The organism is Neobacillus sp. CF12, from assembly GCF_030348765.1.
Classification (GTDB): domain Bacteria; phylum Bacillota; class Bacilli; order Bacillales; family Cytobacillaceae; genus Neobacillus.
Map to the genome: position 1 here is coordinate 1,102,540 of NZ_JAUCEU010000007.1, position 26,724 is coordinate 1,129,263.

General features: G+C 35.9%; 27 protein-coding genes. 7 read left to right on the plus strand and 20 right to left on the minus strand.

The features are described from left to right. Positions 1-406 precede the first annotated feature (406 nt). Entirely contained in the window at positions 407-1,213 is an 807-nt protein-coding gene (gene nadX / locus QUG14_RS05565) for an aspartate dehydrogenase (protein ID WP_289339529.1), read from the plus strand. Between the two features lie 45 nt (positions 1,214-1,258). On the opposite strand, the gene QUG14_RS05570 is transcribed toward nadX, so the two are convergent. Then, on the minus strand, positions 1,259-1,933 hold the full coding sequence (locus QUG14_RS05570; protein WP_289339530.1) for a GntR family transcriptional regulator: 675 nt from the start codon (positions 1,931-1,933) through the stop codon (positions 1,259-1,261). Positions 1,934-2,073: 140 nt separating this feature from the next. Beyond that, on the minus strand, positions 2,074-2,670 hold the full coding sequence (yyaC, locus tag QUG14_RS05575) for a spore protease YyaC (protein WP_289339531.1): 597 nt from the start codon (positions 2,668-2,670) through the stop codon (positions 2,074-2,076). A gap of 519 nt (positions 2,671-3,189) precedes the next feature. On the opposite strand from yyaC, the gene QUG14_RS05580 reads away from it, so the two are divergent. Next, on the plus strand, positions 3,190-3,657 hold the full coding sequence (locus tag QUG14_RS05580) for a GreA/GreB family elongation factor (protein ID WP_289339532.1): 468 nt from the start codon (positions 3,190-3,192) through the stop codon (positions 3,655-3,657). 92 nt (positions 3,658-3,749) lie between these two features. Here the strand turns inward: QUG14_RS05580 and QUG14_RS05585 are convergent, their stop codons facing one another. The 4 genes from QUG14_RS05585 to QUG14_RS05600 form a co-directional block, all read right to left on the minus strand. Continuing rightward, the gene (locus tag QUG14_RS05585) at positions 3,750-4,541 is read right to left on the minus strand and encodes a DUF2935 domain-containing protein (RefSeq protein WP_289339533.1); all 792 of its coding nucleotides are present in this window, start codon (positions 4,539-4,541) and stop codon (positions 3,750-3,752) included. A 161-nt stretch (positions 4,542-4,702) separates the two neighbouring features. Then, entirely contained in the window at positions 4,703-6,826 is a 2,124-nt protein-coding gene (locus QUG14_RS05590; protein WP_289339534.1) for a glycoside hydrolase family 3 protein, read from the minus strand. 174 nt (positions 6,827-7,000) lie between these two features. After that, positions 7,001-8,227, minus strand: a complete 1,227-nt coding sequence (locus QUG14_RS05595; RefSeq protein WP_289339535.1) for a helix-turn-helix domain-containing protein — start codon at positions 8,225-8,227, stop codon at positions 7,001-7,003. A gap of 132 nt (positions 8,228-8,359) precedes the next feature. Beyond that, entirely contained in the window at positions 8,360-9,520 is a 1,161-nt protein-coding gene (locus tag QUG14_RS05600) for a DUF4317 domain-containing protein (RefSeq protein ID WP_289339536.1), read from the minus strand. Positions 9,521-9,719: 199 nt separating this feature from the next. Here QUG14_RS05600 and QUG14_RS05605 point away from each other — a divergent pair, with 199 nt between their 5' ends. Beyond that, positions 9,720-10,172, plus strand: a complete 453-nt coding sequence (locus QUG14_RS05605) for a CBS domain-containing protein (RefSeq protein ID WP_289339537.1) — start codon at positions 9,720-9,722, stop codon at positions 10,170-10,172. A gap of 59 nt (positions 10,173-10,231) precedes the next feature. Here QUG14_RS05605 and QUG14_RS05610 read toward each other — a convergent pair whose 3' ends face one another. The 9 genes from QUG14_RS05610 to QUG14_RS05650 all read right to left on the minus strand — a co-directional run bounded on the left by QUG14_RS05610 (position 10,232) and on the right by QUG14_RS05650 (position 19,114). Continuing rightward, complete coding sequence (locus QUG14_RS05610) at positions 10,232-11,686, minus strand: DHA2 family efflux MFS transporter permease subunit (protein WP_289339538.1); 1,455 nt, start codon at positions 11,684-11,686, stop codon at positions 10,232-10,234. Between the two features lie 294 nt (positions 11,687-11,980). Next, complete coding sequence (locus QUG14_RS05615; RefSeq protein ID WP_289339539.1) at positions 11,981-12,415, minus strand: MarR family winged helix-turn-helix transcriptional regulator; 435 nt, start codon at positions 12,413-12,415, stop codon at positions 11,981-11,983. A 93-nt stretch (positions 12,416-12,508) separates the two neighbouring features. Next, positions 12,509-13,639: an MBL fold metallo-hydrolase gene (locus QUG14_RS05620; protein WP_289339540.1), complete on the minus strand. Its 1,131-nt coding sequence runs from the start codon at positions 13,637-13,639 to the stop codon at positions 12,509-12,511. Between the two features lie 14 nt (positions 13,640-13,653). Beyond that, positions 13,654-14,760: a D-TA family PLP-dependent enzyme gene (locus QUG14_RS05625; RefSeq protein ID WP_289339541.1), complete on the minus strand. Its 1,107-nt coding sequence runs from the start codon at positions 14,758-14,760 to the stop codon at positions 13,654-13,656. Positions 14,761-15,446: 686 nt separating this feature from the next. Then, positions 15,447-15,980: a GNAT family N-acetyltransferase gene (locus tag QUG14_RS05630; RefSeq protein WP_289339542.1), complete on the minus strand. Its 534-nt coding sequence runs from the start codon at positions 15,978-15,980 to the stop codon at positions 15,447-15,449. 32 nt (positions 15,981-16,012) lie between these two features. Next, entirely contained in the window at positions 16,013-16,573 is a 561-nt protein-coding gene (locus tag QUG14_RS05635) for an AAA family ATPase (protein ID WP_289339543.1), read from the minus strand. Positions 16,574-16,743: 170 nt separating this feature from the next. After that, positions 16,744-17,487 (minus strand): hypothetical protein, encoded by a 744-nt coding sequence (locus tag QUG14_RS05640; protein ID WP_289339544.1) that lies wholly within the window; start codon positions 17,485-17,487, stop codon positions 16,744-16,746. Between the two features lie 211 nt (positions 17,488-17,698). Further along, a complete protein-coding gene (locus tag QUG14_RS05645) occupies positions 17,699-18,268 on the minus strand; it encodes a YitT family protein (RefSeq protein WP_289339545.1) in 570 nt (189 codons plus the stop codon). 132 nt (positions 18,269-18,400) lie between these two features. Next, positions 18,401-19,114: a vanadium-dependent haloperoxidase gene (locus QUG14_RS05650; protein WP_289339546.1), complete on the minus strand. Its 714-nt coding sequence runs from the start codon at positions 19,112-19,114 to the stop codon at positions 18,401-18,403. A 213-nt stretch (positions 19,115-19,327) separates the two neighbouring features. Here QUG14_RS05650 and QUG14_RS05655 point away from each other — a divergent pair, with 213 nt between their 5' ends. Together QUG14_RS05655 and pdxR are read left to right on the plus strand one after the other, a co-directional pair. Further along, on the plus strand, positions 19,328-19,654 hold the full coding sequence (locus tag QUG14_RS05655) for a hypothetical protein (protein WP_289339547.1): 327 nt from the start codon (positions 19,328-19,330) through the stop codon (positions 19,652-19,654). A 175-nt stretch (positions 19,655-19,829) separates the two neighbouring features. Next, on the plus strand, positions 19,830-21,272 hold the full coding sequence (gene pdxR, locus QUG14_RS05660) for a MocR-like pyridoxine biosynthesis transcription factor PdxR (protein WP_289339548.1): 1,443 nt from the start codon (positions 19,830-19,832) through the stop codon (positions 21,270-21,272). 372 nt (positions 21,273-21,644) lie between these two features. On the opposite strand, the gene QUG14_RS05665 is transcribed toward pdxR, so the two are convergent. The 4 genes from QUG14_RS05665 to QUG14_RS05680 all read right to left on the minus strand — a co-directional run bounded on the left by QUG14_RS05665 (position 21,645) and on the right by QUG14_RS05680 (position 24,513). After that, entirely contained in the window at positions 21,645-22,190 is a 546-nt protein-coding gene (locus QUG14_RS05665; protein ID WP_289339549.1) for a GNAT family N-acetyltransferase, read from the minus strand. Between the two features lie 116 nt (positions 22,191-22,306). Then, positions 22,307-23,263 carry an alpha/beta hydrolase gene (locus QUG14_RS05670; RefSeq protein ID WP_289339550.1) on the minus strand — a complete coding sequence of 319 codons (957 nt, stop codon included), beginning with the start codon at positions 23,261-23,263 and terminating at the stop codon, positions 22,307-22,309. A 103-nt stretch (positions 23,264-23,366) separates the two neighbouring features. After that, entirely contained in the window at positions 23,367-23,762 is a 396-nt protein-coding gene (locus tag QUG14_RS05675; RefSeq protein WP_289339551.1) for a hypothetical protein, read from the minus strand. A 64-nt stretch (positions 23,763-23,826) separates the two neighbouring features. Continuing rightward, positions 23,827-24,513 carry an N-acetylmuramoyl-L-alanine amidase gene (locus QUG14_RS05680; protein WP_289339552.1) on the minus strand — a complete coding sequence of 229 codons (687 nt, stop codon included), beginning with the start codon at positions 24,511-24,513 and terminating at the stop codon, positions 23,827-23,829. A 205-nt stretch (positions 24,514-24,718) separates the two neighbouring features. Here QUG14_RS05680 and QUG14_RS05685 point away from each other — a divergent pair, with 205 nt between their 5' ends. Both QUG14_RS05685 and QUG14_RS05690 read left to right on the plus strand, forming a co-directional pair. Beyond that, positions 24,719-25,726, plus strand: a complete 1,008-nt coding sequence (locus tag QUG14_RS05685; RefSeq protein WP_289339553.1) for a DUF3231 family protein — start codon at positions 24,719-24,721, stop codon at positions 25,724-25,726. A gap of 169 nt (positions 25,727-25,895) precedes the next feature. Further along, positions 25,896-26,213 carry a hypothetical protein gene (locus tag QUG14_RS05690; protein ID WP_289339554.1) on the plus strand — a complete coding sequence of 106 codons (318 nt, stop codon included), beginning with the start codon at positions 25,896-25,898 and terminating at the stop codon, positions 26,211-26,213. A gap of 61 nt (positions 26,214-26,274) precedes the next feature. Here QUG14_RS05690 and QUG14_RS05695 read toward each other — a convergent pair whose 3' ends face one another. Beyond that, positions 26,275-26,724, minus strand: a complete 450-nt coding sequence (locus tag QUG14_RS05695) for a GNAT family N-acetyltransferase (RefSeq protein ID WP_289339555.1) — start codon at positions 26,722-26,724, stop codon at positions 26,275-26,277.

The following is a 26,724-nucleotide window of genomic DNA, read 5'->3' on the forward strand; positions in this document are numbered from 1 at the left end:
CTCCAAGCAACCTAAGATAACGCTTTCATAATTTATTTACCGGTAACCCACCTCCGTGTTTTCACTATACCCACCTTGTAAATCATAATAACATCATTACTGTTAACATGCAAATAATTTTAAATATTTTGATATTTTTGTATTATTTAAATACTATATTGCTAATTTTTTAAGCATTCGGTACAATAGAGTGAAAAATCGGTATATCGTATACCAAATTATCTATACAATATTTTCCATCCCCCCTTCTATTTTGAGATTTTACTCGCTATCACCTTTTATTACTTTTACGATAGCATGGATTAATGGTACATACTAGAAAGTTGTAAAGAAATCTATCAGAGTTTTTACTAAGTTAATGTTATTAATCTTTCTAAATATAAAATAATTAGAGGTGGTTTTAATCATGCTAAAAGCTGGAATCATTGGTTATGGAACAATAGGAAAGGGTATTGCACAATTAATTCAAACACAACAAGCTGGTGAAATTGAGCTAAAGAGCATTCTTGTAAGGAACCCACAGCGAATCGAGGAGATTTCGCAGCACCCTTTTTCGATCACTAACGATGAAGAGTTTTTTTTCAATCAAGATTTAGACATTGTTATCGAAGCAGCTGGTCATCATGCCTTACAATTATACGGGAAAAAGGCCTTGGCAAGCGGGTGTCATTTGATGGTTATTTCGGTGGGAGCTTTAGCTGATAAAGAATTTCTGGAAACATTACAAAAAGCTGCACAAGAAAATAATAAACAAATTTTGATTCCTTCTGCTGCTATTGGTGGTTTAGATAGAATTGCTGCAGGGGCTTTAGGTGAAATTGAAGGGATTACTCTTATTACGAGGAAGCCTGTAAAAAGTTGGTATGGAACGATAGCGGAAGAAAAAGTTAACCTTGAAACGATAACTGAGCCCTATTGTATCTTTGAAGGGAATGCTCGAAATGCAGCCAAATTATTCCCTGAAAATGTCAACGTTTCAGCCACATTAAGTCTTGCTGGAATCGGATTCGAAAAAACAAACGTTCAAGTTTACGTAGATCCTACCATTAAACGTAATATTCATACTATTAAGGCTAAAGGCTATTTTGGTGAAATCGAGATTTCTGTTCAAAATGAACCATACAAACAAAATCCTAAATCCAGTCCAATTGTAGCAATGAGTGTCGCAAAGGTGTTAAAAAACTTAACATCTTCCATCGTAATAGGAGTTTAAATGATAAGGAGAAAGAGCTGGAGTCACTCTTTCTCCCTATCATGATTATTTTTTTTCTCCTTTTTTAACTGATTCAATGTAAGCCTTTCTAGAATTTTCAATATGAATTTTTGTTAGAAATTCTGCCATTTCTGTTTCTTGATTCACTATTGCTTCCATAATTCTTATATGTTCTTCCATTGACTGTTCTGCTCTTCCAGTTTTCTTATAACCAAGCTTTGCAAAGGCTTTTATATAATCTGATAAACCGCTTAGAATTTCATAAAGTTTAGAATTTTTTGCAGAACTGTATAATAAATGATTCATTTCAAAGTGTAACTCCGAATAATCAGATTCTCTTTTATCCTGCAAGCAGGCTTCCACTTTTTTAATACAGGCAATAAATTTACTTTTTGTTTCATCGTCTAACTTTTGGACAGCTAATTTTGCTGCCAATACTTCTAGGGATGAAAGAATCGTAAACACCTCAATAATTTCCTTCTCAGAGATATCTGCAACAATAACACCTTTTCTAGGGACTGTTTTAACAAATCCTTGTGATTCTAAGCGAAATAAAGCTTCGCGAATTGGCGTTCGACTAATGTTTAACCTTTCTGCCAGTTCCCTTTCCACCAATCGATCTCCGGCTTTGAATTCCCCTTCTAAAATTAGATCTTTAATGTGAATATAAACCCTCTCTCGAATCGAGATTAGATTATCCTCCGTCCAGTTACTTACCATTTTTTCTCCTTCTTCCTACGCGGTATACTTTATACCAATTATAACGTATTCTTTTTAATAACATCAATTTTTAGGTATATTACACTGGTAGAATGATTTCAGATAACGCTCCTTACTATAAGAAACATTGTGTTCTAAGGTTATTCTGTTGGTTCTCTAACATCAAATACAGCCTTGGTGATGATTTCCGTAATAATTTCTGCAAGAATCTTAACGGTATATAATCGCGTGCTATTTAAGGACAGTACCGGTGAGATTGGGTCCAGATAATTTACGATTGCCTTCAAATGGTAATTACCCACACTTGGTAAAACGTTATTTACAGCATTTCCTGGGATAAAGGCTCCCTCTTTTATAAAAACAGACCCTATTCTCCCTTCATCCCCTAAACAAGCGTCAATTCCAAAAATAAATGGGTCTCCATATCTTTTATGGATATTCTTCAAAACGTTCTTGATATTTAGTGCATGAACAGGTTCTTCTAATGTCCCATAGACCGGAAAAGGAATATTCTTTTCCATTAACATTGTCCCCACCATTGGGCCAAGTGAATCACCTGTAGAACGGTCTGACCCTACGCACAAAAAGATTATTTCTTTAGATGTTTGGGAGAGTACTTCTTTAAGTTTATTTGCAATTTTTTCAATTTCCGATTCTTTTGTGTTTTTTTGAACTGAGATCACATTTGAACCTTCTACACTATCATTATTTTTCTTTTTGAAAATAAATGACCACATCTTAATCCAACTCCTCAATTGTTTTGGATAGAGAGTCGAAAAATCAGTGAACTTATATCAGTAATAAAACAGTTCCGCATCTCTACTATGGTAAAAGAATCGGTCTTAAATTACGAACTAATATGTCCTTTATATTCCTCTATTCTAGATTAGTAGTCCAAAGGAAAATGTAACGATTCTAAGGTAATTTTAACTTAATTTTATTGAAATTTCATATTAATAATTTAGTTTCACTTATAATTACTTGTTCTCTGAATTGGCCACTTTCGTTGCTTGTCACCGCGTCTAATTTCTATTCATGATTTTTATATTTATTTATGGTAATATTAGACTAATATCTTCCATTAGGTAAAGGGGCTTTGCTCTCTTTATTGTACAGAATTTCAGCTATCTCCAATATTAATGTTGGTAACTGGTTTCTTGTACGGAGGATTTATTTTTATATTTAGGAGGAGTTATAAATGAAACATTCAATGAAGTTTTGCAAAAAGTTGAATCCTAGCTTGGGGGTTATCTACTATGAACCATAGTGCTATTCAAAATAAGGAATACTTCATTCAACAGTTGGTATATATCGATGAAAATATTAAGGAACTAACGAATCTCTATTTATCCTCAACCCCTGTACAAGAACGACTAAAACACTTTTTTAATTTATATGTACTAGAAGTTGAGGAATTATTAAAAGTAAATCAAAAGAATAATCATATTTCATCTTTTCCGAAAGTATTTATCGGGACAAAAGTTACAGTATTATATGACGAAGATAACGACAAAGAAGATTATGTCATTTGTTACCCTGAACAATCGGACCCGGATCGTGGTTATATTTCCTTCTTATCTCCGGTAGGCAGACAACTTTTATTTAAAAATATTGATGAAAAAATTTCTTTAAAAATTCCAACAGGGGAACTTTCGGTAACAATAAAAGAAATCTCGTTTGTTGGCCACCTTTTAGATCAAGAAATAAGGACCAAAGAGGCTTAAGAAATTTGAGTCAATAGCGTTTCCAAATGAACAAATAAGAACAAAACAAACCTTCCACCTGTGCTAAGTGAAAGGTTTGTTTTTATTGTTTTTTAAGTTTTACTCAGACTAGCCTCAAACATATCGATGATTTCTAAGAATCTTGAAGCTTCCCTAAATGTATGGTCAGCTAGGAGAGGATGTATATTGCTCTTAATACGACATTCTTCTATTAAGTCTCTTGCAGTTTTCTTGAAATCTCTTAAGGAGGCAACAGATACTTTATTTTGATTTAAAAATTGGCTAAGGATAGGTTGGGTTTCAGATTGTGGGCGCATATAATCCAAATCAACTGCCTGGAACAACAATTGATCAAAATCATTACTAAACTCTCTCGCCTGATCTACTAATTTTCTTTCTGAAGGATCTAAAAGGTGTCCAATGAACTTAGCATGGTCAGCCATAATCTTCAAGAAAAATACATTTTCTTCAATTACTGCATCTGGTGTCGGTGCTAATTTCCCTTCATTTAATTCTTTTAACCGATTTGCAAAATAAGCTGCTTCCCTGCTTATATGATCTACTAATAAAGGGTAATTATTGTGTCTAATTTGACATCGAAGAGTTAAATCTAATATTTTCCTTTTATATCCATAAATCGATGCGGCTGCTTGATAAACCTCCGTATTCAAAGCCTGAACTTGACGTGGATCTGAATTCACCGTAAATCTAGATAACTTTTCCTCAATCCTCTCAAATAAAGCCATAAACTGCTGTGCTTCCTCAATCAATTGTTTCTGTTCATACGTAAACCCAAGACTTAAAAATAAAGCATGCTCTTTCATAATCCTAGACCAAAATTTTATTTCGTCTAATGACCGAGCAACAATCTGATTTACTGCCATGTTGTCCCTCCTTAACTTTACACTTCCCTCCCATATATATGAATCGATTGTTAGTCCATATTCCCTAGGTCCCCTTTCGCACCTTGTACAATTTGTCTTAAGTAGTCTAGGCAATGAGAAAAAGCTAAGGCATTTCGCCTTAGCTTAAGAAATATTACGATTTAAAATGATAATCCATGACCAAGTTTATAGACATTTCCATCACTATCTTTATAAGCATATGAAAGACCTTCAGGCATATACTTGTCTTTGTCATAGCCAGGTACATCGTTTGGTGACACACAATAACCATCTTCATCAACAGCAATTACCTCTTCACTTGCTGGCAATGTTAGTGGCAGGACTCCCACAGGTTGGAACCCCCCTGCGATTACCTCAAATTGTGGCTTAAAGAACGTATCGTAACCTGCAATCAATGCATCTGCTAAAGGTTCTGCATTTCCAAGAATCCATGGCAATGTGACATTTACACTGATGATTACCTTTCCCCCACGAACATGGACGCTATCTGCGACTTCCTTTAGACGAGCCAAATTACTCAAGGTAGTTTCTTGGTACGTACTGCCATCTAACGCTGTGATCGTTTTATCTTCGCATAATTCAAGTTCTAAAAGTCCAGGTGTGGCATTGAAATAAGATCCGGATTTTGGCTGCAAGAACAAAATAGCAAAATCTGCTTCCTCATGGTTCTCTGTTAAAGTAAACATCTCAAGTTCTTGACATTCTTTCCGTGCTTGTTCAGTATACGTAGTTGCAAGTTTTTGATCCTTATGGAAAACTTCTACATAAACCTTCTTATTCGTAAGTTCTTCAGCACGTAAAGGTAATGTACCATTTGAATTTTTTAGAACCGTTACCGATTTTTTGTGCGCTTCATAAGCTGCTTCCCAGTGCTTTGGATTACTAACCACTTCAGTCGCTTGCTCAGGAGAAACATACGTACGATCATCAAATAATCCTAATGTAAACATTTCAGTAAGAAGTCGTACATTCGCTTCATTAATACGCTTTTCACTAATCCAACCTTTTTCGATTGCAACTTTCAAGTTTTCAATATCATTGGTATCCGCAACAAGATCGGTCCCAGCATTGATTGCTTTAGCAAAACGCTCAGCCTCAGTCTTATCTTCAACACCCCAGGACATTTTATTTGTGATGCCGCTATCACTATTGATATAGCCCTTAAATCCAAGTCCTTCACGAAGGATACGTTGTAAGAAATACTGATTAAATGTAAAGCCGACCTCTTCGAAAGGAATGTCTTCACCCTCGAATTCTTGAACCACACTTTTACTTATACTTGGTATTGAATAATAAGGCATAATGGATGAAGTTCCATGTTCGACCGCAGCTCTAAATGGCGGTAAATGATATTTTTCTAAACTTCCAGGGGTTGGGTATAGATTCCATTTTCCTTCTGCATAGTGAGGATCAAATCCATTTTCCCTTGCACCTCCGCCTGGGAAATGTTTAGTGGTCATGGCGATACTGTGTTCCCCTAACTCTTTTCCTTGGAATCCGTCTATGATACGGCCAATCACCTCTGAAATAAATTCAGGGTCTTCTCCAAATGTACCATATGTCCGCTGCCATCTAGGATCAGTGGCGGTATCAGCCATATACATGTAACCTTTTCTAATTCCGGTAGCTTCCCACTCATCGTGCGCAATTTTAGCAAATTCGCTAATAAGTGATGCATCGCCGCCATTTTTGATATCACCTTTCACTGCAGCAGCAAGCCCTAAAGTACCCGGCCAAGTTGAAAAAATTCCAACCGCATCATTCATACCAAAAATGGATTCACCATTTTCATTTCGTGAATTAGAAGCGATTAAACAAGGAATCCCCAGACGAGTTCCCTCCGCTACTTCATTCATTTTATTGATCCATTCTGCCATTTGTGCTGGACTATGGTTGTCTCGATGAATGAAGTGACGTAAATGCATATTTTCAATCGTATGCGTCGTTCCATATATTTTTCCCACCGCAAAGATGTTTTCACCTTTTTCAACGATTGCTTCATCAAGCACTCCATCATGACTTGTCTTACTCTTATCTTCTTGGGAAAGACCCATTTTACGCGTATTAATCAGCATCATGCCAATCTTTTCATCGGTATTCATCAAAGAAACTAAGTTCTCAGCTCGTTCTTTCGGACTTAAGCGCCAATCTTTATAGGGTTCTAGTTTCCCACTATTATTTAAATCTTTAAATTTTAACCCATCGATCTCGATGATATTTTTAACTCTAACTTCTAATTTCGGTTGTTTCTGATTACGTTCCAATGTATTGCCCCCTAAACTTGTTTAAATCCCCTACAGTTAATATTAGCAATTTGAAGAGGCTTTCACACCCAATATTGTTGTCTTTTATATAAAATTGCAACTATCTATAAAATTTATTTAATACTTTATAAAAATTGAAGATTTTCATTTCTAACATAAAAAAGAGGCAATGCCTTATGCATGTGCCTCTTTTTCTAATTGTCTGTTTTGTTTATACTCCGTAGCAGTCATACCTGTTATTTCTTTAAATACTTTACAAAAATAATTATAACTGGTAAAACCCACCTGCAATCCAATCTCTGTTATCGATAACCTACCAAGTTTTATTAGAAACTTTGCTTCATCGATTCGCTTTCTTTGGATATAATCTATCACCGATAGATTCATTTCTGTTTTAAATTTTTTCGCGAGATATGTTCGATTAAATCCTATTTCATCTGCAACGGATTGCAAGTTAATCGATTCATAAAAATGAAGATTTATATACATTAATGCTTTTTTTACTACAGGACTATACCCTTTGATAGCGAAATTTTTAACTCCCTCACAATATTCATCTATCATACTAACGTCAATCGTATTTAATTCGGACATAGTCACTGCTGACTCGATCTTAAGCGCAAATTTTTCTGAAATGGCATGTAAGTATTGTGGTTCAACACCGCCGTTTCCAGCAGCTATCCTATACATGGTATTACCTGAAAAGGTAATATTTTTTCTCGCTCGCAATGGGTTCCCTGGCACTCGATATAAAAAGTCTCCTGCATGATGGTCAAGCATGGCTTTCTTTGCATTTTCTTTATCACCGATTTCTATGAAGTGCAATAATTTCTTTTCTGCCTCATACCTTTGTATGATTTCGAAGCCATTCTGGTCATAGTCCTCAGGCTCGACATCAAGACGATAATGCTCACCACTCTTATTAGAGGCAAGAATTTGAGCTTTAACATGAGGGTTTATCATTATATTTACTAACAAATCACCAATTGCTAAGTAGGACTGTGCTAACAATGGTAATGATTTATAATAGGTTTCTAATGGTTTCAACCAATTATTCTCAAGATTGTTGTCCTTTATCACATTCCAGATCATATGGTCAGTAATCGGTTCATTTAGGAATGGTCCAACGACCACCATCCCCCTATACTGTTCATCCTCGTGTATAGGTACTGCTAAATACGATTGTTGAAAAGGATCGGTTTGATAACAAAAACTATCTTTCGTTGCCTGCACTAATTCTTTTTGTACCTCGACTAACATTCTTTTACGGGCTTCAATTACCATCAAGGGTTCATTATCATCGGCAATATGTATGATTGTCTTCAATTTATCATCTATTGCTTGTACACCTATTTGAAAGGCTTTATTCATTTGCCAACATTTGCTTATCAGTTGTTCCAAGTTAATCACCTAAACAAATGATACCAAATTAGCAACGAAGCTAACAAGTTGAGCGATATACAAAAAAGTTGGTTCCTACCAACGTAGAAAACCAACTTACACATTATTGTGGATCCTGGCAAGCGTTAATCCTTAGACGATTTCTGATTCTAATGTGAATCCTTCCACTACTACATCTTCATCAATTTCCAACATTAGACAACGTTTCCCTTGGAACATAATATATTTTACATGTTTCAAGTCCATCGGGCTAAGAGATAAATTTGCAACCTTTGTTTCAATTTTTATTGTTTTAGGAAGTAAACTGCTCGCTTTCAGTTCATGTTTTTCATCATCCAAGATTGCTTTGAAAGCATGTTCCACTTTGGCAGTATCTACATTTTCAACACCGCTGACCGTTAATATGCGTTCGATATCCCGCGAATCCAACATAGGCGCTTCACTTTCTTCATTTTCTTTACTCTCCTGAACCACCCTATCAATTTCCTCATAGACATTCGAAATGACCTGGGATTCTACTTTGTCACCGATCACTTTATTAAGAATGATTTCAAAGCTGTCCTTTTCCTCTAATGCTGTAATAATTTCTTCGCAATTAAGTACCTGTTCGATAAAAGACTCATCTGGTTGATTCGCTTTTCCTGCACAATAAAGGATATGATTCACATCAGCAGCATTGTCATTGAAAGCAGGAAATAAAAAGCCTGACAAAGGTTGTGCTAAATTAATGATTGGATCAAAGGCATTATTCGATCTAAATTCTCTTTCAACATAATCAAACACCAAGGCTCTTTTCGGCTGGTCCGTTTTATTAAGACTACAGAGAATAAACTCGTTAGAATAAACTTCATCATCCCCGCCTTCTTCAGATTCTTGATCGCGTTTCTTGGTCGCCTTTCTATACTCTCCTCGAATGAACGTCACCACGGTATCAAATTCATAAACAGTATGAGCGAACATCTTACCCACGATTTGGTGCATGTTTTCAATCCAATCATCCGTAGTCGACGCCTGCAATCCATCGAAAAGGATTGTTTGAGTGCTATCTTCCACATCCCTTTGAAATTTCAACTCAAATAGTTTGGCATCAAGATTACCAGTCAAAACCTTTTTGAAATTCACCAAAAATAACTCTTGTGACTCCTGGTCCAACAATTCAAAAGGTGAAATGACAGAATGGTAGATTTCACCAGATTCTTTCTGAACATAAACATTTAAAATCTCTCTAATTTGCATGAGATTGTTGTTTAACTTAAATTGCTTCCGTATATTAGCGATATCTTTTGCATTCATTAATCTCAACTCCCATCCTTTGATTATACTGTTCAAAAAGAAAAATAGTAATACTTGACAATACCTACTCCTTATCAAAAATACCCTTTATGGCGCAAAATCGACATATAATTTTTATTAGAGAACAGAGTTTTATTTGTGTTAAGATATTGTTAGATAAAGGATGTATGCGATTGCAACATGAAAAGAGGGACCTATAATGCAGGTAAGAGACTTCATGATTACAAAAGTTTTTACTGTAAAACCTTCGGATACTGTCAAAGAATTGCTAGATATACTCAATTCAAATCGAATTGGCGGAGTACCAGTTGTTGATGACAAAGGTCATTTGGTAGGTATGGTATCAGATGGAGACGTATTACGCTACCTAGCACCCAAACCCCTTGGTATTGCTGGTCTAGTTTATATCATAGAAGATGGAGAAATTGAAGATGTAGTACAAGAAAAGCTGGATACACCCGTAAAAGATATCATGACTAAAAGAAATCTCCTATTCGTATCACCCGATGAAGAATTTGATAAGACCATTCGTTTATTATCGCGCCATCATTTCAAAAAACTCCCTGTTGTGAATGGAGCAGGACGAGTCATTGGTGTGCTAAGCAGAGGAGACATTATCCATAATATTTCGAAAAAAATAATTTCATCATAGCAGAAACCATTCGTAAAAATACTTACGAATGGTTTCTTTATTTGACACCTCTAAAATCACTAACTGCGTACAGGTTCGGTCGCTTTTACAGCAGAAAGAGACTTTTCCGATACTGCGCTTGGTTTTTTCACAAAGAAAGAACCTATTAATCCAACTACTGAAATCCCTGTAATAAAGTAGAAAGCATATTTAATTCCTGCCGCTAGTATTTCAGGTTGAGTAGCATTAGGAAAATCCAATACATAACTGCTTTGGCCACTTGTAAATACCGTAATAGCAATTGCTGTACCAGCTGCCCCTGCAACTTGATTCAATGTATTCATAGCAGCTGACCCGTCAGCATATAACTCACGTGGTAATTGATTCATAGCATTTGTTTGAGCTGGCATCATGACCATCGTTAATCCAAAGAATAATATCATAAATGCAACTATGATTTGCGATGCCGGTGTTTGGCTTGAAATAGTAGAGAGAAAAACGATATTCCCATTCAAAACAAAGATAAAGCCAATTATGGTGAAACGACGTGCTCCTATTTTATCGAATAAGGCTCCAACAATCGGTGACAGAATAAAGTTAACAGCATTACCAGGTAGTAATATTAAACCTGCCATTGCCGCACTGAATAATAACGCACCTTTTAAATACAATGGTAATAAAATTCCAGTTGATAAAATGATCAAAATACCAAGGAACATTGTCAATGTTCCTAATGTAAACATTGGATACTTAAAAACTCGTAAATTAACCATAGGCTGAGCCATATTATTTTGACGAATTCCGAATAATAATAGTGCAATAACACCTACTAGTAACGGTGCCCATACTTTTGGTGATGAAATAGCTACTTCAGCCATTGTACTTAAAGCAAATATTAACCCGCCAAAACCGATTGTCGATAATAGAATAGACGGAACATCGATTTTCGGTTTCGTGATTTCCGAAACATTCTCAATTTTCACTGCAGCAACCAAGATCAATAATACATAGGCAATAGCGCTAAACCAGAAAATATATGGCCAGCTCAACGTACTAATAATGACACCTGAAAGCGTTGGTCCTAAGGCTGGTGCTAATGTAATAACAAGACCCATAAGCCCCATTACTACTCCACGTTTCTGAATTGGGAAAATAAGAAGCATAACACTTAGCATAACTGGTAATAAAAGACCTGTACCGATTGCTTGAACGACACGGCCAAGTAATAAAATACCAAAACTGAAATTTAATGCTGCTAATATTGCTCCTAACAGCGAAATTACAAGTCCCCCGATCACTAATTGTCTTGTCGTAAACCATTTCATTAATAGTGCAGAAACTGGCACTAAAATCGCTAAAACCAATAAATATCCTGTTGTCAGCCACTGTGCAGTTGCAGCTGTGACTGAAAATTGTTCCATAATATTAGATAATGCCATGTTTAGAGCTGTTTCTCCAAATAATCCAGCAAAAGCACCTAACATTAAGATAAACGCCATTGTTTTAGGATTTTTAACTTGAATTTGTGTACTCATAAATATCTCCTTATATTCATCTATTGTGCTGAAATGATAGTCGTAATTTCAATTATCAGCCATTATCCAATCCCCATTGTCCACCCCCACCTACGAACTTGCTAAATATATCAAAAATTTTTTCATAATGTCAACTAAGTTGACAAAATATTTTTTTAGAGCTATTATCAACTTAGTTGACGAAAAATTTAAGGAAATATCTCATTAAACTGTTCTACCGAGAAAATTATTTAAGGGCATGGAATAAAAAAACCCCCGCCTTGTATTAAAACAAAGCGGGGTTCTCTATTTTCCTTATATATCCCAATCAAGCTTTAATATTTCTCTTAGAATACTTACTTGCTCAGCACCTATTTTTTCAGCGATTTTAAGCTCAAGTTGTGCTTTAAGTTCTTCGTTTTTTTCGTAACATTCCTCGCCTAACGCTGTTAATTGGATACACTTTTCTTTCTTATTGTTTTCTACATTTTCAACATGTACTAATCCCTTTTCAGAGAGATTATTAATAAACTTATGTATCGCCTGACGAGAAATTTCTACATTTTTTGTAATATATGAAATGGTAGGTTTCTTTTTATAAATCCTAGCCATGATATACCATTCAGAATTAGAAATATGAATCTCACTTTGATTGTTCCATGCTTTTTCTGAAATTCTTCGTACCAAACTGTGTCGTTCACTTAATAGATCAATCAGATCTAAATTTTGTAATTCAGAGGTTGGGATCAAATGATTCACTCCAATGATAATAATCTACACATCTACTATACAGAACCGAGAAAGCGTTGTCAATTTAGTTGACAATCCCTTTGCTTTATCTAGTTAAATTGTCGACCTAATTTCAAGTGAGTTGTCAGCTGTATGTGAATTCCACCAGGATTTAGGTGTTGGCAGGCTTCCACCGAGAAAAATTGTTTCTCCAATTCTAGGAGCAATTAATTTCACTCCTTTTTCATGTGCAGCAGCTAGTGCCCGCTCCACAGGATCTGTCCAGCTATGGTATGCCAAGGTAAATGCAGCCCAGTGAATCAGCATCATGGTTTTACCTTTTACATCGAGATGAGCTTGGACGGATTCTTCTGGCATCATATGGATAGCGGCCCATCTCTTATCATATTGACCACCCTCGATTAACGTAAGATCAAAGGGTCCATATTTTTCACCAATTTGTTTAAAATGTGGCCCATATCCTCCATCTCCACTTGTATATATCCGTTGGGTTTTCCCACAAATCACCCAACCACTCCATAAGGTACTATCTCGGTTAGACAGTCCCCTCCCAGAAAAATGCTGTGAAGGTACTGAAGCTATTCTTAGCCCATTCCAATCAAGTTCATCCCACCAGTTACATTCACTAATTCTTTCAATACCCACTCCCCACTTGACTAGGTGTGCCCCTACTCCTAGAGGAACAAAGAAATGGTTTACTTTATTTTTTAATTTTAGAATTGATGGATAGTCCAAATGATCGTAATGATCATGTGTAATTATGACTGCATCAATTGAAGGCAGTTCTTCAATTAGATATAACAAATCTTCACTGTAACGCTTGCTGCCGATAAAAGGAACCGGTGAGGGAGAAGGTCCAAACATCGGGTCAATCAGGATTTTTTTATCGTCTATCGTTAGAAGGAAGGTTGAATGACCAAACCATGTTAAGCTCTCTTTATCACTCTTTATTTTTTTCCAATCGATAGATATTGGAATTGGTTTATTTGGTCTACGAGCATTTTTTCCGGTAAAGGAGTCCTTCATTAATGAAAGAATAGTTAAAAAACTCATCTTCATCTCTGTCGGGGTTATATTGACAAATTTCCCATCGTTATAAAAATCAAGATTACGATACCGTTCTCTGTCGCTGTTACGAAGTCTACCTCCAAACACTGGATGGATGGATACAAAAAGAATGACACTTAATATGAATACAGCTAAAAAAACAAATAGGTACACCATTTTATTTCTCCCTTCTACTTTACCATCCCTCTGGCATCCACTTTCCAGCTATCAATCACATGCCCATTTTCATGAACCACATATTCATCAAACTGATTCACCACAGTACAGGCATGATTTGGAATGATTTGAACTTTATCATTTAACTTTAAATTGGTTTCTTGTAATAAAACTCCTACTCCATGCTCTTCTGATAAGCGTTCGATATTCACTTCAGGGTGTCCGACGATTTGTCCAAATCCTGTGACTGTTTGGTTGCCATGGGCACCTTTATCTAAACATAATGATTTACTGCCTGTATCAAAAATAATCCGATTTTTATAGACACCTACTACAGACGCAAGTAGCGTTAGTGCACAATTTTCAGCGCTTGTCACTCCTAGACCTACTTGAATACCATCAAAAAACACCGCATTACCTGGTCTTATTTCTGTTACTCCTGGTACTTTACCTGCAATATTGTAAGTTGGAGTTGACCCAACGCTGCGAACAGGAATATTTATTCCAGCCGCTTCACATTCATTTGCACTTTCTACCACTGCCAACCCTTCTTCTAGACCAATTGCTTCGATTTCCTTATAGGACCTTGCTGCGTAAGAATGCCCAGCATGGGTATAGATTCCGCCAAGTTTAAGCTTTAAATGAGTCATAATTGCCTTTGCTAAACTTACTGCTTCCTGGCCAGGTTCCACTCCACACCGATTGAGCCCAGAGTTCACTTTAATCCATACCTCCAGAGTAAATGGAGTATGCTCCAGTCCTTTCTGTAAATACCCTAATGATTTAGGATTGTCTACAGATACTTTCAGTTGAACTCCTAGTTGTAAAAGCTTTATTAATCGATTAATTTTGTCAGGACTTGATATCGGATAGGCAATTAAGATATCTTTTATCCCCCCTGCCGCCATAACTTCTGCTTCGCTTATTTTAGCTGTCGTCACTCCAACTGCTCCTGCATCTATCTGCAACTGAGCAATTTTTACCGATTTGTGTGTTTTGATATGGGGACGATATGTAACACCGTGTTCTGTTGCATAGTTAGCGATGTCACGTATATTCTTTAAAAGCTTTTGATAGTCTAGCAGCAAAGTGGGGGTATCAAGTTCTCCAAGGTTTTTCATATTCTTCCCATCCCTTTTTTAAAAAATTGCTTTGTTATCATGTATTGTTGTTTTTGATAAACCTGTGATTTAGGCTGTCCCTGTTTTCGAATGATTTCAGTCCCAACTGAATTTATTAGTGAATGGTTTTTTCTATTCCAACAAGATGTCCGGCACTCATGGTTTTTATGAGTGTCCACTTTTTTGAATTCAATAAGAATTCGGGCACTCATAGTCTTCATGAGTGACCACTTTTTTGAATTCAGTAAGAATTCGGGCACTCATAGTCTTCATGAGTGACCACTTTTTTGAATTCAGTAAGAATTTGGGCACTCATAGTCTTCATGAGTGACCACTTTTTTGAATTCAGTAAGAATTCGGGCACTCATAGTCTTCATGAGTGACCACTTTTTAGAATTCAATAAGAATTCAGGCACTCATAGTCTTCATGAGTGACCACTTTTTAGAATTCAATAAGAATTCAGGCACTCATAGTCTTCATGAGTGACCACTTTTTAGAATTCAATAAGAATTCAGGTACTCATGGCCATTATGAATGACCACTATTCTAAATTCAACAAGATTTCGAGCACTCATAACATTCATAAGTGACCAGTAGGTATGGCTATATATCAACAAAGTAATTTAACAGAGCCTAAAAAATAAATGCATTCCATCAATATGAAATGCATCTTCCTTCAGGATTATCAACTATTATCTCCTAAATATTTCTCCATTCGGATATCAAACCACATTTTATCAGCCCAATAGGTAAAATTCTCGATTCGGCCGATTTCCTTGTAGCCCAGCTTCTTATATAGCTTTTGAGCCTGTGTATTAAATTCAAACACGCCCAATTCTACACGATTTAACCCATTATTCTTAATCTCCTCTTCTAAGAAATGGATAGCGTGGTACCCGATACCTTTCCCTCGTCCTTCCGGTTCTCCTATGGTAATGCCTATCCAGGCAGTTCCTGCCTCTTTCTTGTAGAGATGGTTCGGATCAACCATATAGTTCATTTCACCAATCAATAAGTCATCAAGATAAATCAGATATGTATGATGGTGATCCAGTCTTTGTTTTAAGTCATCCAGGGTCATGGTATCACGGCGTTCTAATGCAGCCTTGTTTTGGTTAGGTCGTGTTAGCGGAATTAATTCGGGATCGTTATCCCACCGATTAAATACCTCTACAAGCGTTTGGTCAGGGTATGTTAATTTGATAAATTTAGTCTCCATAATGTTCTCCTCTTCTTATAACTAATCGATACTTATAACTGAAATTTGTCTTTAATGGCTTTCGCTACTTCTTCGGCACTCATGTTTGTATTATTAATTCTGATATATTCTTCTTTGGTAATTTCGCCCTCTAAGGAATTTAATCTGTATTTTTCCAATGACTTCTTTAGATTATTTTCAGACCATTCAATATTTCTTTTTGTAGGTTTATGCTCAAGTCGATGAGGACTTTTATTTCGCTCAAGTCTTTCATTCAGGTCAGCCTCAAGTTCGACGAAGTAAACAGTGCCGCCTCTTGACTCAAAAATCTCACAGACTTCATTGACATAGTTCCAATCAGATGGATGGTTAAACGCCCAGACATAGGTAAAAATCAAGCCTTCTAAATTGCTTTTTGCTGCGGCTTCAAATATTTCCTTCCGAAATAAGGTAACTAATCTTTGTCCTTCTTTAGTACCGAAGTCAAAAATGGGGGTAACCATTTCGATCGTCATGTGATTATGAAAAAGCTTTAATCCAGTTAATTTAGCTAATTCCTGCCCAACTGTCATTTTCCCAACAGCCTGCGGACCAAATATCAAAACAAATTTCATATATCCTCCTAAAAAATTCAATATTACTATAATGATATTAAATTCTCTCTCTATCATACAATTCCTTCTTTTTTAGATTATACAGGACTTCCATCTGTTTTTTCACATAAAAAAAGGGCGCTACCCCAATGGATTTGCACCTGATGTTGTTCTATTTGAACCATTCAATTTTAAAACATCTCATTAATTTCCCAAGATTCAACCGTTAAATAGGCTGTTTGTGGATCCATTCCATTACCCATTAAATAGGTTATTGCAGCCACTTCCTGTAATGCATGTGCAAATGACGTATGTTTTGCTTCATGTAATCCATATTTTACAAAAGGAGCAATACTATTTAACACATGTGATTTTAAATGAGGGTATAAAGGTTTAATATCTTCCTGTAATTGCTCTGTTATTTGACGGTACAATTTATCTAATTCTTCTAAGCTTTCATTGTCAACAAGGATAGATAACTTTGGTTTCATACTGTTCCAATTTGAAAAAAGGTTATGACTCCATTCCAACAATTCTTCTCGGTATTGTTCACCTTCCACTATATCGATATTCCGTTCTGGTTCAAGTTCACTCTCCTCTTGAAGAGAATCTGTTTCTAAACCTTCTTCATGGATTTGCTCTTCATATTCCAAACGATTGTCAATATTACCTTCCGTTTCATCTTTATACTCGTTGGATTCAGGATAAAACATTACTAATTGATCATATAACCTTTTAGCTGTTTCATAATCATCGAGGTCCGCTTGAATGCCTTCCTGTAATTTAGCTTTTAATTGTCGACAGGAGTCTTCCCATTCCTTTAAGCTTTCATGATCACAAAGTTTTGAATACCTTGTTTTCATACTCCCCCAATTTAACTCAGCTATTTGACACCATTCCAATAAATCATCCCGATATTGTTTTGGCTCAGTCATTTTGACACCATCCCCCGCCTTGTTTGTTTTTTATCTTCCTTCAAATGAAACAGTAATTTCTTACGTCTTCTATAACCACAATCTCATACTATGTATCACGATTGTCCCAAGATTAGGCGTTTACCCATAGGCACAACGAATAACTTCAGTAATTTAAAGGAATGTAGTAATTATATATATATGAGCTGTTCCCTTTTGACTTATCCCTTGTTCAATATTTCTTTTCAATCAGAAAAGTTGTTATTCCAACAGTGGTCATAGCGACACAAGAATAAAGGAAGCTGTCCGTTTCCAGTACACTAAAACCTGCTAAAACAATAATTCCATCGATTAGTATAATGACAAGTGCTAAATTTAAAGAAAACCTTCCAGAAATGATTTTTGCGAGTAAGTCCGTTCCCCCAGTACTTGACTTATACCGCAGCATCAAACCAACTCCGGTTCCAATGATGACTCCTCCTATTAAAGCACTGCCAAGCTGAGAAATGATAAATTGGTGACGAAGAGGTGAGAGCAAATCAATAAACAAAGAAGAGACCAACAATCCCTGCAAACTGCTAAGAAAATAACTTTTCTCACTCAAAATTGACAATATACAGATTGGGGCACTCAAAGCGATCATGGTCATTCCTGTCTGAAAATGATAGAAATAATGAAGGATTAATGCAATTCCTAGGATTCCACCATCAATTAAATGATTAGGAACAAGAAACCCGTTTACTCCAATTCCTAATAGCAAACTGCCAATAATAGTGGCTATAAATTTTTGAAAAATAAACATCACCTTGTCCTATCTTTTTTGTCTATAATTATGTAACCAACTTGGAATTCAGAATCATAGATAAATATAAGATTATGAAAATTACTTACAAGTTAAGCTATGCCTAAAAAAGCGATGCGTTAAGCTTCGCTTTTACCTCAATTTTACATTTTGCACTCTTAAAACTTTCACAACCACTTCACCAATTTGTCTGCCTAAATCTAATCCTTCATCGTTATCTACTTTAAAATGGACGCCTGCATATAGACGAGATTGAGCACTTAATTCCATTCTTCCCTTTATTTCAAATACCTCTTCAGGAAAAAAATAACTTAATAGAACCTCTGCACAACCTGCCACAGTAGCGTGTGCAGAGGGATAGGACGGAAAACGAGGGGTTGACAATACAGGAGTTAGGTCTTTGCTATATTGGTTTGGACGTGCCACGTCCCAAAGGTATTTAAAATACCAGGTTATAACAAAGGCATCATTTAATGAAGCATGAAGAAATCCTAACACCCTAGCTAAATCGGGTGATCCCAGACTATGCTTGTCAGCTAAATCACAGGTCATAGTAGAAATTCTCTCCGTTATCTCTACTATTCCCCAATATTTTGCAATTTGTATTTGGCTTGGCGTTAATGATTTTAATGTTGCCTCTACCGTTGGTAATTCTTTCTCCCAATCAATATCATTAGGATTTTTAATACTCCAATTAATACGCTGACGAAAAGGATCTAAGAAAATATTGTCTTTTTCTCTAAAAATAAAAAACATCGGCCAATCTCTTGGTTCTGGGGATCCTTGAGGAGGGTTTTCTTCCTCTGGGTAAGGATATTCTGACCATCTTCTGTAACTTGCTCGCATACACCATCCCCCCTTTTTAACGTTTCTTAGTTATTTATGAAAAATTGAAATGAAAAATGACCCATATCACCAAAGATCGCAACGGAAATTTCAAACCTATCACTCCCTTGAACTATGCCTGCAATCAAAATGTAAATATTCTGTCACTGTAATAGAGTTGATGTTAGGAAATTGAGAGTATAAACTTTAGCTACTAAATAAGGAGTGATTAAGTTGAATACAATAACTGTAGATAAACTGACATTTAAGAAAAAATTATCGATGATTGAGCAATTTGCAATCAAAGATTTCCTTTTTAAATGGGTTGGCAGACCAGCAGAAGGTATAGATGAATTTCTACCACTTGAGTACACAGAATGTGTCTTTGCGAAGATGGAGGCAAAACAGGAAAAAGCTTTTGTGATAAATGGGAATGAGCATTTCCGATATGCGACGATAACAGAGGCTAATGAAATGGTGATTGGATTTTTAGATTGGAATAATGAGTTAAAGCATAGAGTCCTTTCTCTAGATGAGGTTTTATTTGGTAAGCACGAATAAAGTGCTTACCCCTGCCATGGTGTAAACGCTGCGCTATCCCCTAACTTCCACTTCCCATTATTTATTTTTCCCTTCCATTTTTATGTTCTTGAATTGTTTTCTTAAAATGAATTATTAAATAAAAAAGTATACAATATTTATGAAGATACCTAAATGAATACAAAGGATGTAAGAAATGGATTGGAAACCGGATAGAACATCTAAAATCCCGATTTATAAACAACTTGCTTTATATATTGAGACCGGAATCGGTGATGGAACTTTTCCGCCTGATAAACCATTACCTTCCGAAAGAGGTTTGTCTGCTGAACTTGGCGTAAACAGAAGCACGGTGATTGCTGCTTATGACGAATTGGAATCCCAAGGTCTGATTAATCGAAATAGAGGCAGCGGAACAACAATCAATAAAGATATTTGGGGAATTTCTAAGAAACGGATCCCAAGTTGGAACCGATACATTGAGGCAGGTTCATTTTTACCAAATTTGCCTGTAACGCAAAGAATACACAAAGAAATGGCTGAGCACAGCTTAATTAATTTAGCTAGTGGAGAATTATCTCAGGATCTCTTTCCGATGAATTCATTACGAGAGATTACTTCTAATCGCTCCTTTATTGGATCATTAGGATATGACCATCCCCAGGGCAATGCAGTCCTCAGGCAAACCCTTACGGACCATGTAAAGCAGTTTCGTGGAATCGAAACGAATCCATCCTCCATACTGGTTACATCAGGTGCCCAACAAGCTTTGCATCTGGTTGTACAATGTTTATTAAAACCTGGAGACGCTGTGGCGATTGAAAATCCTTCCTATCATTACAATCTACCTGTTTTTAAATCAGCAGGAATCAAAACATATGATTTAACGGGAGATGAGAATGGAATAAATCCCAATGATATCACTGCACTGTATAAAAAACATAGAATCCGGATGATTTTTTTAAATCCTATTTTTCAAAATCCTACCGGGACTTTGATGTCTGAAGAAAGGCGCAAAAAGGTACTTGAACTATCATCTGAATATGGAATTCCCATTGTTGAGGATGATCCGTACAGTTTAACCTCTTTTAATGGAGAAAAAATTCAAACCCTCAAATCATTAGATTATTATGGGAATGTTTTATATATTAGTTCTCTAACAAAAATCGTTGCTTCTGGCTTACGAATAGGTTGGATTATCGGACCTAATGCGGTTATCGAAAGGTTATCAGATGCCAAACAGCAAGTTGATTTTGGACACGCCAGTTACACGCAATGGATAGCGAATGATTTTATTGATTCCAACGGTTTTGAATCTCATATAAAGAATTTAGTAAATCAGTTAGAAAATAGAAGAAACCAAATTGTAAACAGCCTTCAAACCTATTTAAAAGATCAGGTCAATTTTTTTATACCCGAAGGCGGAATTCATATCTGGTGCGGGATAAAGAAAAACGATGTTAATGAGATTCAATTGCTTGAAGAATCCATTAAAAGAGGCGTTATCTATGTACCAGGATCAACAATGGGATCTGAGAAAGGTTTTGTCCGTTTTACCTTTTCACGGGAAAAAGAAGAAGATATTAATGAAGGAATTAGAAGGTTTGCGCTAGCTCTTAAAGCTGTTTCAAAGAAATAAAAAGGATCAGGATTTATTCTGATCCTTTTTACCAATTATTAAATTAACCAAATGTAGATTCCAAGTGCAACCAATGCTATAAAAATAATCACCACATATATTAAGGTCAAATTGGTTGTATTTCTTTTGGTAGAAGTACTGTAGTTTTCATCAGGCTTCCCCGTTAATATCAGGGTTAAAACAACAGCAATAATTAGAATTAATATAACTAATACTGATAATATTTCCATGCTGCACCTCGTATTTTTTTATTAGTGCTTATACTAATTAATAATAGCGCAGCTGAAACAATTCTTAACCATCCAATTCACCAAAAATTAGACCATCCACTTTAAACACTTTTTCAAAACACCTCCTAAGTACTTGCTAATTCTATTGATTAAACCTGCCCATTAACACGGTATTATAGTACTTTCCGTCTGATAAAAGTTTGTCATTTTTAAGAATACCTTCTACTTCGAAGCCATATTTTTGATAAAGCTTTACTGCTTTTTCGTTAGTCTCTAGAACTTTTAAGGAGATTTTCATTATTTCATTCTTATCTGCCCAGTGTATACATTCTTCTAAGAACTTTTTGCCAATCCCAAAGCCCCAATATTCTTTTAAAATACAAACCCCAAATTCTACTTTATGAGAGGTCCGTTTCAATGGGTTCCCTTCACATCTAGAAAAACCTACAATTCTATTATTGACATCAGCAACTAAAAATAAGTGGTTGACCCGTTCGGAATCTTCCTTAATTATTTGTTTAAATCCTGTTTCATCTATGTATGCCTCTCCTTGCTCTCTGTCTAAATTCTCTGTTTCGCCATCAATCTGTACCCGGACTTCAGACAAACCCATTGCATCTTTCTCTATTGCAGACCTGATGGTATAGCGTAAACCATTAACAGTAAATTCTTTTGTATCAACAATCATTTCGTTTTCCTCCTCACATTTAAAAATAGAGAACGCATTCAATTATTCTAATATTCTATTGGCTAGACTGTAAACAAAAAAGCGCAATGGACGAATCCATTGCACTAAATTAATTTTTATATACTTACTGATTCCTGTTGAGGCTGTAACGCCTTTTTCAACGCTTGAACATATTCATTTCTTGCTTGTTTACCAATTTCGGATGTTGGATTCAATAGTTCAAAACCATGGTAAGCACCTGGGTACAGGTGAAATTCCACTGCTACTCCTGCTTGAGCTAATTTAGCAACATATTCGAGGGTTTCATCGCGGAATGGATCTAATTGACCAACACAAGTAAAGGTTGGCGGCAGGTTAGAAAGGTTTTTTGCCCGGGCAGGTGCAGCATATGGTGAAATTTCTCCATTTGCATGTTCTCCTAAATACATCCTCCAACCTGCTAAATTGTTTCCACGGTTCCAGATCGCACGTTCATCGGTAATTTCGTAACTTGAAGGTGTCACATTTCGGTCATCAATCATCGGGTACAATGGCATTTGGAATGATATCGCCGGACCCTTACGATCCCGTGCTAACAAACTCAGCGCTGCTGTCAATCCACCCCCGGCACTTTGACCAGCTACAGCAACACGCGAGACATCGATCTTCAATTCTTCAGCAGCATTTGTCATCCATACCAATGCAGCATAACAATCCTCTAGTGGTGCCGGGTATGGATGCTCAGGAGCAAGGCGGTAATCAACCGATACAACTACACAGTGTGCCTGCTCAGCAAAGAGCTGGCAGTCGCCATCAGAACCATCCGCATCTCCTAATACGTACCCGCCACCATGAATAAACAAAAGTGCTGGAAGTTTTTCCGCATTTCTCGATACGGGTTCATATATTTTTACCTTCATATCTTGGCCATCGCCACCAGGTATAGTGCGTGTTGCATTGGTAACATTTTCAGATTTTTCAATAGGAAATGCGGGAGCTAGTCTAGCCGCTTCCAATCCTTCGGGAAGGCTTAGCGGTGGAAAAACCGTAAGCATTTCTTTCAATTCTGATGCTACTCTATTCATAAAGTCCATTAAAAAACCTCCTATAAATTTCTCTATGTATGATCAATGTTTGCACAATCATCATATGCTTTTTCATATAAAGTTATAACTATTAAATAGACTTATAGACCTACTACTTATTCATTTTCCTTAATTCAATAAAATCCATGTTCTCTATCGAATGATTCTTTTCCTTCCAAATCATAAATAGAAGTAGTTTGGATTCTTTATCATAATAGGTACACTCATTTTTACATTCAAAAATATAATATCCATCTTTATCTAGTACTGGTAAACCCGCTTCATAATGAGGATGTATATTAAAATTGAGCTGTTCAATCTCTGCAATCCCTTTATATTTAACTACTACTGTGTAACTACTATTAAGTCCTTTTATTTTTGAATTTATCGTAATCCGCCAATTCTCATCTTCACCCATATAGGTAACAGTTTTCCCTCTTACCATAACTTCATAGAATGAAATTAACAGAACAAATACCACAATAGACCAAATAAACTTCTTTCTCATAAAAAAAACACCTCTTTATAAGAGATGTGAATTTTATTTATTTATGACTACTTATAGAGTAAGGTTATACAATAATCGCTGGATATCCTTTTGCTTTCAACTCTTCAGCCAAGTTCTTTGCATTATTAAGATCTGTAAAGGCTCCTACTTGTACACGATAAAGGCTAATGCTTGCTGGAGATTCGGCTGGGTTCTTTTTCAGACCATACTGAGAAACTAGCCCATCCACAACTGCTTTTGCTGCTCTTTCCTGGTACTCCGCTGTCCTCATTTTCATGGCTTCGTTTTGATTGGTCATAAAAGCAAATTCTATTACTATTGCAGTCATTTTTGTTTCTCGTACCATTTGGAAATTGGCCGCTTTTACACCGCGATTACGAAATCCTACATCTCTTACTAGATTGGTTTGTATTTTTTCGGCAAGAGCAACAGCCTCTTTTGGTTTTGTCGTATACGTATAGATTTCAGTACCACCCGCACTGTTCCAACCAGATCCGTAAGCATTTAAATGGTAGTCGATATGGACATTTCCATCCCAGCCATTTATTCGTTCACAGCGTTTCTTGAGGGGGATATCAATTTTCCCAGTAGGATCATCAATCCGTTTTTGAAGTACATCTTTATAATTTTCTAGTTCCCTCATCACCAGTTCAACAATCTCACTCGTGACCTGCCATTCCTTATAACCATCAGGTGACTGCTTTCCTGGTGTAACTAGTGCATGTCCTGCCGCATGGGTTATTTTTAACATACTATCATCTCCCTTTTTTTTGAAAATGGAACTGACTGGTTCCCATTCCTTTCATATTTTATATATAGGTAAGATACAAATAAGGACAGGTTTGACTATTAATATTTTATTAGAATAACTTTTTCGCATAATTGGTAATTTTTATACAAAATTGGAGAAATTAAGGTAAATCGTATTTTTGAACACATAACAGGAGGTACATGTATTGATCTTAACAAATCCTTTAAGCGCTTCAGAAGTTGGGACACTGTGGCTTACATACGAAGAAAAGACCCTTATTATGAGAATGTTAGAACACTTTATCGAAAAGTCTGATGACCAACAAGCCACAAACATACTAGGTGGTTTGTGGCAAGAATTGAATTTCTATGTACTTCAAATGGAGCAGATATTTAGGGAACAAGGAATGGTGAAACCGATTGGTTACACCAAGGCAGATGTTCATTTAGAAGTCCCTAAGTTATTTGACAATGGATTCGATGTAATGTTTGTCCGAATATTAAAAGAAGTAAGCATGGGAATGTACACCATTAATATGAATATGGCATATAATGATAAAGTTATGCAAATTTATGAGGGACTAACAACAGTCACTCAGAAAATTTATAAATTGTCCACCCTTTACTTGCTTGAAAAAGGGATCCTTACTCTACCTCCAAAAGTAACGATGCCGACAACAAATGAATTTATAAAAAGTAAAAGCTACCTGGATGGTTTAAATCCTTTTGGGGATAAACGAGCTTTAAATGACATTGAGGTCGGAATTCTTCACCATGGAATTGAGACAAATAATATTGGACTGCAACTCATTACAGGTTTTGCCCAATGTGCCAAGAATAAAGATGTTAAGGAATATTTTGTAAAAGGAAAAGAGCTTGCTAAGAAGCAAATCAAAGTAATGGAGGACATTCTTCTTGAGAGTGATGTCCCGTTTTCGGCTACTTCTGGATGCACGGTTACGACATCAACTGTTGCCCCATTTACTGATAAGCTAATGATGCACTGTATTTACCTTCTTAATGGATTTGGACTGGTAGGAAATAGTTTCGGTGCCTATTTTAGTTTGAGGAAGGATATTTCCGTTAAAACAATGTTCTTAGCCAAAGATCTTTATACGTACGCACAAGAAGGTATTAAGATTAAGATTAAAAACGGTTGGTTCGAGGAACCGCCACAAATGGAAGATCGATCCAAAATTATTAAAGGGGAATAATCACAATAATCAAGGTTAGCACTATCATTGTGTTGACCTTTTTTCATTTTCTACAGGAATTTATAAAATTATTGAACAAACACCTCCCCTGTTATTTTTATCACACCTTAGGAAGTCTTATGGATGTAATATTATATAGAATATAAAAAATGAATAGGAGGATGTAAGATTGTTAAAATTATTTATTTTCGTTTTAATTCTAATTACGTTGGTCTTAATGAGTATGTTTATCGATGGTGTGATGGAGTTACATAAGCAAGAAAAGGAAGAGAAGAAAAGTATCATAAGAGACGGAATGGAAGGATATTTGGACAGAACCTTTGGTTTTGGAAATGTCACCATCTTTAAAGCTATCTATGATGCTGAAGGCAATACGAGATACTTAGTGTATTTGCCAAGATATGAATGGTTCAAATCTCCGAAATACGAATGGTTTGAAGTATATGCAACACAGAGCGGCTTTAAACACGAAGCAATAGAGAAATAGTATAAATAGCCCAATGTTCGAAATAAATTCTAGTCATTGGGCTTTTTGTACGTTTCTGAGTTTATATTTCCTTTACATATACCTTAATATGACCACCGCTCACTCCATATGCTACACCATTATTCTTCCATCCATATTTTTCGTAAAAGTTTTCAAGGTCAGAAGTTAAATAGAGCTTTTTATAGCCTTTTTTCTCTGCCTCCTTAAGACCGTGATCCAATAGCATTGACCCTATTTTCTTTCCTCTATATTCTCTATCAACAAATAAGCATGCAAGCCACGGGCATAAATCCTGACGACTATTAAGATCATTTCTTAATAAAGCATACGTGCCTATAATCTCACTATTTTCTAGCGCTACAAAGAACCTTGGCAGATCTTTAGAAGTAATCGAATGAATCATACAATCTTCATAAAACTTGTAATTATCCTCATTCCCCCAAACATCCCAAAATACTTTAATTGCTTCTTCAAAAAGATCATTTCTATCTCGTAATTCAATAATTTCCAT